Below are 7,497 nucleotides of genomic sequence, written 5' to 3'. Positions count from 1 at the left end.
CCACCCACTATGCGCCGGACGCGCCGGTGCGGATCGACGCGGAAGCGGCGCGGGCCGGCGAAATCCTGCTCGGCTTCGGGCCGGGGGTGGGGGAGGTGCGCTGGAGCCTGAGCGTGGCCGGCGACCCGCGCGAGGCAGCGGCGAACCTGTTCCGGCTGCTGCGGGAGGCGGACCGGGAACGGCCCGTGGGGATCGCGGTGGCACCGGTGCCGATGGCCGGGCTCGGTGAGGCGATCAATGATCGTCTGAGGCGGGCGGCGGGGTTTGTGGGTTAGATTTCTCCTCCCGGTTCGCCGCTTGGCGAATGGGAAGGTGGCAGCGAGCCGCTTGCGAGCTGACGGAGGGGGCGACTCGGTCTGTCCGATCAGCCCCGCCAGCCCTCACTCGAACCAGTGTGTCGCCCCCTCCGTCTCGGCGCGAAGGAGCGCCGATCCACCTCCCCATCGCTCCGCGACGGGGAGGATAATTCTACCCGAAACGCGCCTGAAGATCGACGCTCGACCTCACGCCGACCTCCGCGAAACAACTTTCCAGCCACTCGTCCGCCGCCGCCCGACCACGCGCCTTCAGGTCGTTGAGGAAGGTCCATTCAGTGTTGAACTTGGAGCCCAGCGACAGGTCGCCGAGCCAGCTGTCGGCCTCGATCGCGTGCATCAGGATGTTGCGATAGCGGTCCTTGGCCGAGGGGGTCAGGCGGCCCTGTTCAATCAGGTCCTGGACGAAGGCGACGGCGCGCAGTTCGGCGACGAGGGGGGCGTTGAAGACGACTTCGTTCAGCCGGTCCATGATGTCGCCGGGCGCCTTGGGCGTATCGGCGCGCTCGAAGGCATTCAAGGTGATCAGCAGGACGTCGTCGGGCGTGTCCTCGTAGAACAGCGGCCACAGCGGGGGATTGGCGAGGTAGCCGCCGTCCCAGTAGGGCTCGCCGTCGATCTCCACCGCCTGGAACAACTGCGGCAGACAGGCCGAGGCCAGCAGGACCTGATCGGTGATCTCGAGGTTGGTGAAGACGCGGGACCTGGCGTGGCGGACGGCGGTTGCGGCGACGTGCAGCTTGATATCGGAGACCCGCACGGCCTCGAAATCGATCGTTGCGTCCAGAACCCGTTTGAGAGGGTTGAGGTTCAGGGGATTGAATTCATAGGGGGACATCGACATGGCCAGGGTCTCCGACGCTCGCCACAGGGTCGTGTCCTTGAGCCAGCCGGGCGTCAGGGCGTTGGACCAGATCGAGGTGTCGCCGAACACGTTCTTGCCGCCCGACTGATTGGTCTCTCGCCATAGCTTGTCGAGGGTTGCGCGGGCACCGTCGGCACCACCGGTCGCGAGCCCCGAGACGAGGGCCGCGCCGTTCATCGCTCCGGCCGAGGCCGCCGTCACCGCCCGGATATCTAGGCGCCCGTCCTCGAGCAGCCGGTCCAGCACCCCCCACTGAAACGCCCCGTGCGCCCCGCCGCCCTGGAGCGCGAGACAGACCTTGCGCCGGCCGTCGTCGGGCGTAGCGGGTTCGGGTTTGGCGGGTTTCGCCGCCGGGGCCTTGCGTTTGAAAAGCGCCATGGTCCGCTCTCAATTCAGATGTCGTGGAAAATCCATGGCGTCGTGCAGGATTCGCACGATCTGGACGGCAAAGTCGTCGAACCGAAAGACGATCACATGGCGCGGGTGGCCCACGCGATCGGGCGGCGGCACGCGATCGCGGCTATAGCGGATCGGATAGATGTGAATACCCTGCGGAAGATCGTCCGAAGCGACGGTGCCGGGTCGCGCCGGATTCTCGGTCAAATCGTTGAAGGCCTGGCCGATCAGGGCGGCGTATCTTGTCGAGGCTGCGAAGCCGAACTGAACGGCGCTGAAGGTCAGGATGTCGTCGAAGTCTTGATCGGCCTCGATGGAGACATCCAGAACCCTCAAGCCAGTCTCGCCCTGACCCGGTCCATGACGCTGTTCACATAGGCCGTTGTTTCATCGACCCTGATTCCTTCACCCCGGTCGAGGCTGTCGATGCCCTGCTGGAGCTTGGCGTTCAGCCGGGCCAGCTTGACTTCATCACTCTCCTCATCGGCAACCGTGTGTTCGCGCAACATGTCCACGGCATCGGCGATCACAGCGTCCCGGTCGGGGTAGGCTCCCGAGCGCACCTGTTCATCGACGAAGGCGTCGAGCGTCGGCGGAAGCTGAAGCGCGGGCTGGGCCATGCCGAACCCTATCACGCTGCGGCCCTGAAAGCATCAGTCGCGCTCTCCCAGCCGAGACCGCCCTCGGCTATCGGGCGGTCCAGCCGCCGTCGATGGGCATGCTGATCCCGGTGGTGGAAGCCCCCAGATCGCTGACCAGATACAGGAAGGCACCAGTCAGTTCGTCTGTGGTGACGAACCGCTTGGTCGGCTGGGATTCCAGGATCACCTCCGACAGGACCTTGTCCTTGGACGTGCCGCGCGTGCGGGCCAGATCGGCGACCTGGGCGGCGACCAGGGGCGTCTCGACGAAGCCGGGGCAGATGGCGTTGCAGGTGATGTTGTCCTGGGCCAGTTCCAGGGCCACGGTCTTGGTGAAGCCGACGACGCCGTGCTTGGCCGCGACATAGGCCGACTTGAACGGGCTGGCGACCAGACCGTGGACCGAGGCGATGTTGACGATCCGGCCTCGTCCCTGCGCCTTCATGATCGGAATGGCGGCGCGGGTCGCATAGAAGGTCGACGACAGGTTGATCGCGATGATCTTTTCCCACTGGTCCGAGGGGAATTTCTCGACCGCTTCGACATGCTGGATGCCGGCGTTGTTGACCAGGATGTCGAGCCGGCCCAGCTGGTGCCTGGCATAGGCGACCATGTCGGCGACTTCGTCGCCCTTCAGCATATTGGCGGCGTGGTAGCGGACGCGGACACCGCAGGAGGCCTCGAGTTCGGCGCGGGTGCGTTCGATCTCGGAAGGGTCGCCGAGGCCGTTCAGGACGACGTCGCATCGCCGCGCCGCAACCGCGCGCGCCAGGGCCAGGCCGATGCCCGAGGTCGAGCCGGAAATGACCGCCACCTGGCCGGACAGGTCGTTGGGGTCCTTGAAGACCGGACGCTGGTTGTCCATCGCGTCTTTCTTTGTGCGTTGAAACATGAAGGCGTTTCCCGGATCGTGTCTTGAGGTCGTTTCTGATTTGCGCCCGACTCTAGCGGCTGAGCAGGCGGAAGGCGACAGGCTGGTTCAAGTATTCTCTACCTGGTGAATATCCAGTCGGTGTCGGTCGAGGTGGCCTTGTCGAACCGATAGCCGTCGCGATCGAAAGCCTTGAGCGATTCCGGATCGTCGATGCGTTCGTCGATGGCGAACCGGGCCATCGTGCCGCGCGCCTTCTTGGCGAAGAAGGAGATGATCCGGCTTTCGCCGTCCTTCTGCTCGCGGAAATGGGGTGTCACCACCGGGACCTTGAGCGCCTTGGCATCGACTGCGCCGAAGTATTCCTGGCTGGCCAGGTTGACCACGACCGGGTGGGCATGGCCGTCGAGGTCGGTGTTCAGCTGTTTCGAGATCCGGTCGCCCCAGAAGTCGTACAGGCTCTGGCCCCGGCGCGTACGCAGGCGAGTGCCCATCTCGAGCCGATAGGGCTGGATGCGGTCCAGCGGTCGAAGCAAGCCGTAGAAGCCGGACAGGATGCGCAGATGGTCCTGGGCGAAGGCCAGGCCCGACGTGTCGAGCGAACGCGCCTCCAGCCCCTGATAGACATCGCCCGCGAAGGCGAAGGCGGCCTGGACGCCGGTGTCGAGCGCCTCGGCGTCGAAGGCCTTGAACCGCTCCTGATTGAGGCGGGCCAGGTCCTCCGAAATCCCCATCAGCCGACGCAGATCGGCCCTGGTCTGACGCCGCGCCGTGACGGCCAGGGACGCGGTGTCCTCGACGAACCGGCGGGTCGTCGCGGGCAGGGCGGGGTCGGGCTCGGAGAAGTCGAGCCGTTTGGCCGGGGACAGGACGATCAGCATGACGGCCGTTCCGGGCTGAAAAGGACGGCCGGGTTCATGATGCCCTTCGGGTCGATCGCGCCCCGGATCGCGGCCATGGTCGCGACTTCCAGCGGCGATTTGTAGCGTTTGACCTCATCGGTCTTGAGCCGGCCAAGGCCGTGTTCGGCAGAGATGGAGCCGTCGTAGCGGGCCACGATGTCGTGGACCACCTGCGAGCCATTCTTCCAGCGCGCGAGGAAGGCGGGCACATCCTCTCCGACGCCCGGCAGGATGTCGTAGTGCAGGTTGCCGTCGCCGATATGGCCGAAGACCGAGACGCGGGCACTCGGATGGAACCGCTCTACCGCCGCCGTCGCCTCGTCGATGAAGTCGGCGATGCGCGAGATGGGCACCGAGACGTCGTGCTTCCAGCCGCCACCCTCGGGCTTGAGCGCGGCGGAATGCTCTTCGCGAAGTCGCCAGAAGGCGGCGCGCTGGGCGTCGTTCTGGGCGATGGCGGCGTCGGTGATCAGGCCTTCCTCGAAAGCGACCTCCAGCAGCCGCTCAAGCTGTGTCTCGGCGCCGCCCGGCGTGCCGGAGGCGATCTCGATCAGCACCGACCAGACGGGGATGGGATCGAGCGGCCAGCGGCTGTCGGGGATGTTCTTGACCACCAGTTCGGCGCCGAGTTGCTTCATCAGCTCGAACGCCTCGACCCCGCCTCCGGTCTCCTGTTTGGCGCGGGCCAGGAGTTCGATCGAGGCTCCGGCCGTTTCCAGCGCCACCATGGCCACGGCTCGTGATCGCATGATTGGGAACAGCTTCAGCGTCGCGGCGGTGACGACGCCCAGCGTGCCCTCGGCCCCGATCAGCAACTGCTTCAGGTCATAGCCGGTGTTGTCCTTGCGCAGGCGCTTCAGGCCGTTGAAGACCTCGCCATTGGGCATGACCGCCTCGATCCCCAGCACCAGATCGCGCATCATGCCGTAGCGCAGCACCTGGGTCCCGCCGGCATTGGTGGAGATCACCCCGCCGATCGTCGCCGAACCTTCTGCAGCCAGACTCAGCGGGAAGAACCGGCCGGCGTCCCTGGCGTGGTGCTGGGCCTCCAGCAGGGTGATCCCGGCCTCCAGCGTCATGGCGTCGTCCAGCGGGGTCACGTCGCGCACGGCGCGCAGCCGTCGCGTGGACAGCAGCACCTCGCCATAAGGAATCTGGCCGCCCACGAGACCGCTGTTGCCGCCTTGCGGGATGATCGCCACGCCGTGCGCGGCACAGATCGCCACCGCGCGCTGGACCTGCTCGGTCGTGCCGGGCGTCAGCAGGATGGGTGTCTCGCCGGTCCAGCGATTGCGCCATTCCGTCAGATAGGGGGCCAGGGTGAACGGGTCCTGGCTCCAGCCGGACGGGCCGAGCGCGGCCTTCAGTTCGTCGAGCACGGCGGGGGAGGGCGGGGTCATGGCCGCCTTCTGTCAAAATCGGTCGCGGGACGAAAGCGGAAAGCTATGGTGGGCCATGGAAAGCGCGCGATGATCTCGATTCCCCCGGCCGGTCCGGTCCCCGCCGTGGGTGTCGTCTGCCTGAAGGGCGACGAGGTCCTGCTGATCCGGCGCGGCCGCGCCCCGCGAGAAGGGGAGTGGAGCCTGCCCGGTGGTCGGATCGAACCGGGCGAGAAGCTGCACACGGCGGCGTTGCGCGAATTGCATGAAGAGACCGGCGTTTCGGCCCGGATTCTGGGGTTGATCGACGTCGTCGACGGTCTGTTTCCCGGCTTTCATTATGTGCTGATCGACTATGCTGGGGTCTGGGTGTCTGGAGATCCGGTCGCGGGCGATGATGCCGCCGAGGCCCGGTTCCTTCCGATCGATGAGGCTCTTGGCCTTGTGGCGTGGGAGGAGACGCGGCGGATCATCGCTGCGGCGGTCAAGATTCGCGATCAGGACGTGACCGCCTGACCGGCGCTGCCGGACGTCAAAACGGCGCTCGCCCGACCGCAAATTCCGACGTGACAGCGGACATCGTCTATGTAACATCCGCGCCCAACGGGTCGATATCGTGTCGGCTCGGGGGGGCTTACCTCGGCGTTTCGCCGAAATGGGGGACTACAATGATCAAGACCACTCTGGCGGCTGTCGCCGCCCTGATGCTCGCCGGCGCGCCTGTCGTCGCCTCGGCCCAGGTGACCGAGCCGGTCACCTTCACCCTGCACAACGAGACCGAGCACGACCTGATCTCGCTCTATATCTCGGTCGTTTCGACCAATGAGTGGGAAGAGGACATCTTCGGCGACGGCATCCTGGAAGCCGGCGACAGCGTCGAAGTCACGATCGACGACGATCTGGAAGACTGCGAATACGACCTGAAGGCCGAGTTCTCGGACGGTTCCGAAGTGACCGTCGGCTCGGAAGACTTCTGCGAACTCGACGGCGGCGACATCACCGTCAGCGACTAAGCGTCGCGACAGGTCAGACGTCGAGGGCGGCTTCCGAAAGGGAGCCGCTCTTTTCGTTTGTGACGACCGTCCGGATTCGATGGCGCGGCGGGCGCGGCGGGCGTAATCTGGCTCAAACAGCCGAAGGATTGCCGCATGAGCCTCGTCTTCGTCCTCGCCCTGGTCATTCTGGCCTTCATCCTGCTGTTCAGCGTGGTGAAGATCGTGCCTCAGGGCCGTGAGTTCACGGTCGAACGGTTCGGGAAATACACCAAGACCCTCAAGCCCGGCATCAGCATCCTGACCCCCTTCGTCGAACGGGTCGGTCGGCGCATGAACATGATGGAGCAGGTCCTGGACGTGCCCCAGCAGGAGGTTATCACCAAGGACAACGCCATGGTGAAGGTCGATGCCATCGTCTTCATCCAGGTGATGGAGGCCTCGGCCGCCGCCTATCGCGTCGAGAACCTGCCCTATGCGATCACCCAGCTGTGCTCGACCAATCTGCGCACGGTGGTGGGCTCGATGGATCTGGATGAGGTCCTGTTCCAGCGCGACTCCATAAACTCGCGCCTGCTGACCGTGATCGACGCCGCGACCGAGCCTTGGGGCGTCAAGGTCAACCGCATCGAGATCAAGGACCTGACGCCGCCCGCCGACATCACCAATGCCATGGCGCGCCAGATGAAAGCTGAGCGCGAGAAGCGCGCCGTCATCACCGAGGCCGAGGGTGAGAAACAGGCCGCCATCGCGCGCGCCGAGGGCGCCAAACAGTCCGCCATCCTGCAATCCGAAGGCCGCAAGGAAGCCGCCTTCCGCGACGCCGAGGCCCGCGAACGCGAGGCCGAGGCCGAGGCCAAGGCGACCGCCATGGTCTCGGAGGCGATCGCCCGTGGCGACGTCAATGCCATCAACTATTTCGTCGCCCAGAAGTATGTGGAGGCCTTCGCCGAACTGGCCCGCAACCCCACCGCCAAGACCGTCATCGTCCCCGCGGAGATGAGCGGTCTGGTCGGGACCATCGCCGGTATCGGCGAACTGGTCGGTCTGGCCCGCGATCAGCAGCGGACGCCCTCCGCACCGCCGCCCGCACCGCGCGCACCCCGCGGCGGTGCCGTGCCCCCGACCGCGTGAGGC

At 66.0% G+C, this 7,497-nt stretch carries 10 protein-coding genes; 4 read left to right on the top strand and 6 right to left on the bottom strand.

What is annotated here, in order from left to right:
• Nucleotides 1-275: Sua5 family C-terminal domain-containing protein (locus JHC99_RS06550; protein WP_292152666.1), on the top strand; the 275-nt coding region annotated here is incomplete at its 5' end.
• 193 nt (nt 276-468) lie between these two features.
• Here the strand turns inward: JHC99_RS06550 and JHC99_RS06545 are convergent.
• From JHC99_RS06545 to JHC99_RS06520, 6 genes are all read right to left on the bottom strand, one after another.
• Nucleotides 469-1,557 carry a patatin-like phospholipase family protein gene (locus JHC99_RS06545; protein WP_292152665.1) on the bottom strand — a complete coding sequence of 363 codons (1,089 nt, stop codon included), beginning with the start codon at nt 1,555-1,557 and terminating at the stop codon, nt 469-471.
• 9 nt (nt 1,558-1,566) lie between these two features.
• Nucleotides 1,567-1,911, bottom strand: coding sequence for a type II toxin-antitoxin system RelE/ParE family toxin (locus tag JHC99_RS06540; protein ID WP_292152664.1), 345 nt, complete (start codon nt 1,909-1,911; stop codon nt 1,567-1,569).
• A complete protein-coding gene (locus JHC99_RS06535; RefSeq protein ID WP_292152663.1) occupies nt 1,908-2,195 on the bottom strand; it encodes a hypothetical protein in 288 nt (95 codons plus the stop codon). Before JHC99_RS06535 ends, JHC99_RS06540 begins: the two co-directional genes overlap by 4 nt.
• A 67-nt stretch (nt 2,196-2,262) precedes the next feature.
• Nucleotides 2,263-3,081, bottom strand: a complete 819-nt coding sequence (locus JHC99_RS06530) for a 3-hydroxybutyrate dehydrogenase (protein ID WP_292152670.1) — start codon at nt 3,079-3,081, stop codon at nt 2,263-2,265.
• A 125-nt stretch (nt 3,082-3,206) separates the two neighbouring features.
• Nucleotides 3,207-3,968, bottom strand: coding sequence for a peroxide stress protein YaaA (yaaA, locus tag JHC99_RS06525; RefSeq protein ID WP_292152662.1), 762 nt, complete (start codon nt 3,966-3,968; stop codon nt 3,207-3,209).
• Nucleotides 3,962-5,389: an FAD-binding oxidoreductase gene (locus JHC99_RS06520; protein ID WP_292152661.1), complete on the bottom strand. Its 1,428-nt coding sequence runs from the start codon at nt 5,387-5,389 to the stop codon at nt 3,962-3,964. Before JHC99_RS06520 ends, yaaA begins: the two co-directional genes overlap by 7 nt.
• Nucleotides 5,390-5,458: 69 nt before the next feature.
• Between JHC99_RS06520 and JHC99_RS06515 the strand changes: the two genes are divergently transcribed.
• The 3 genes from JHC99_RS06515 to JHC99_RS06505 all read left to right on the top strand — a co-directional run bounded on the left by JHC99_RS06515 (nt 5,459) and on the right by JHC99_RS06505 (nt 7,494).
• The gene (locus JHC99_RS06515) at nt 5,459-5,884 is read left to right on the top strand and encodes an NUDIX hydrolase (protein WP_292152660.1); all 426 of its coding nucleotides are present in this window, start codon (nt 5,459-5,461) and stop codon (nt 5,882-5,884) included.
• Nucleotides 5,885-6,036: 152 nt separating this feature from the next.
• Nucleotides 6,037-6,381 carry a hypothetical protein gene (locus JHC99_RS06510; RefSeq protein WP_271144501.1) on the top strand — a complete coding sequence of 115 codons (345 nt, stop codon included), beginning with the start codon at nt 6,037-6,039 and terminating at the stop codon, nt 6,379-6,381.
• Nucleotides 6,382-6,516: 135 nt separating this feature from the next.
• On the top strand, nt 6,517-7,494 hold the full coding sequence (locus JHC99_RS06505; protein ID WP_292152659.1) for an SPFH domain-containing protein: 978 nt from the start codon (nt 6,517-6,519) through the stop codon (nt 7,492-7,494).
• Nucleotides 7,495-7,497: the final 3 nt, after the last annotated feature.

Source organism: Brevundimonas sp. (assembly GCF_016463485.1).
In the GTDB taxonomy this organism is placed as follows: Bacteria; Pseudomonadota; Alphaproteobacteria; order Caulobacterales; family Caulobacteraceae; genus Brevundimonas.
This window is presented reverse-complemented; position numbering and strand designations above follow the sequence as displayed.

Coding starts and splice junctions, on each gene's coding strand:
- JHC99_RS06545 (WP_292152665.1), bottom strand. CDS start 1,557: ATGGCGCTTTTCAAACGCAAGGCCCCGGCGGCGAAACCCGCCAAACCC.
- JHC99_RS06535 (WP_292152663.1), bottom strand. CDS start 2,195: ATGGCCCAGCCCGCGCTTCAGCTTCCGCCGACGCTCGACGCCTTCGTC.
- JHC99_RS06530 (WP_292152670.1), bottom strand. CDS start 3,081: ATGGACAACCAGCGTCCGGTCTTCAAGGACCCCAACGACCTGTCCGGC.
- yaaA (WP_292152662.1), bottom strand. CDS start 3,968: ATGCTGATCGTCCTGTCCCCGGCCAAACGGCTCGACTTCTCCGAGCCC.
- JHC99_RS06520 (WP_292152661.1), bottom strand. CDS start 5,389: ATGACCCCGCCCTCCCCCGCCGTGCTCGACGAACTGAAGGCCGCGCTC.
- JHC99_RS06515 (WP_292152660.1), top strand. CDS start 5,459: ATGATCTCGATTCCCCCGGCCGGTCCGGTCCCCGCCGTGGGTGTCGTC.
- JHC99_RS06510 (WP_271144501.1), top strand. CDS start 6,037: ATGATCAAGACCACTCTGGCGGCTGTCGCCGCCCTGATGCTCGCCGGC.
- JHC99_RS06505 (WP_292152659.1), top strand. CDS start 6,517: ATGAGCCTCGTCTTCGTCCTCGCCCTGGTCATTCTGGCCTTCATCCTG.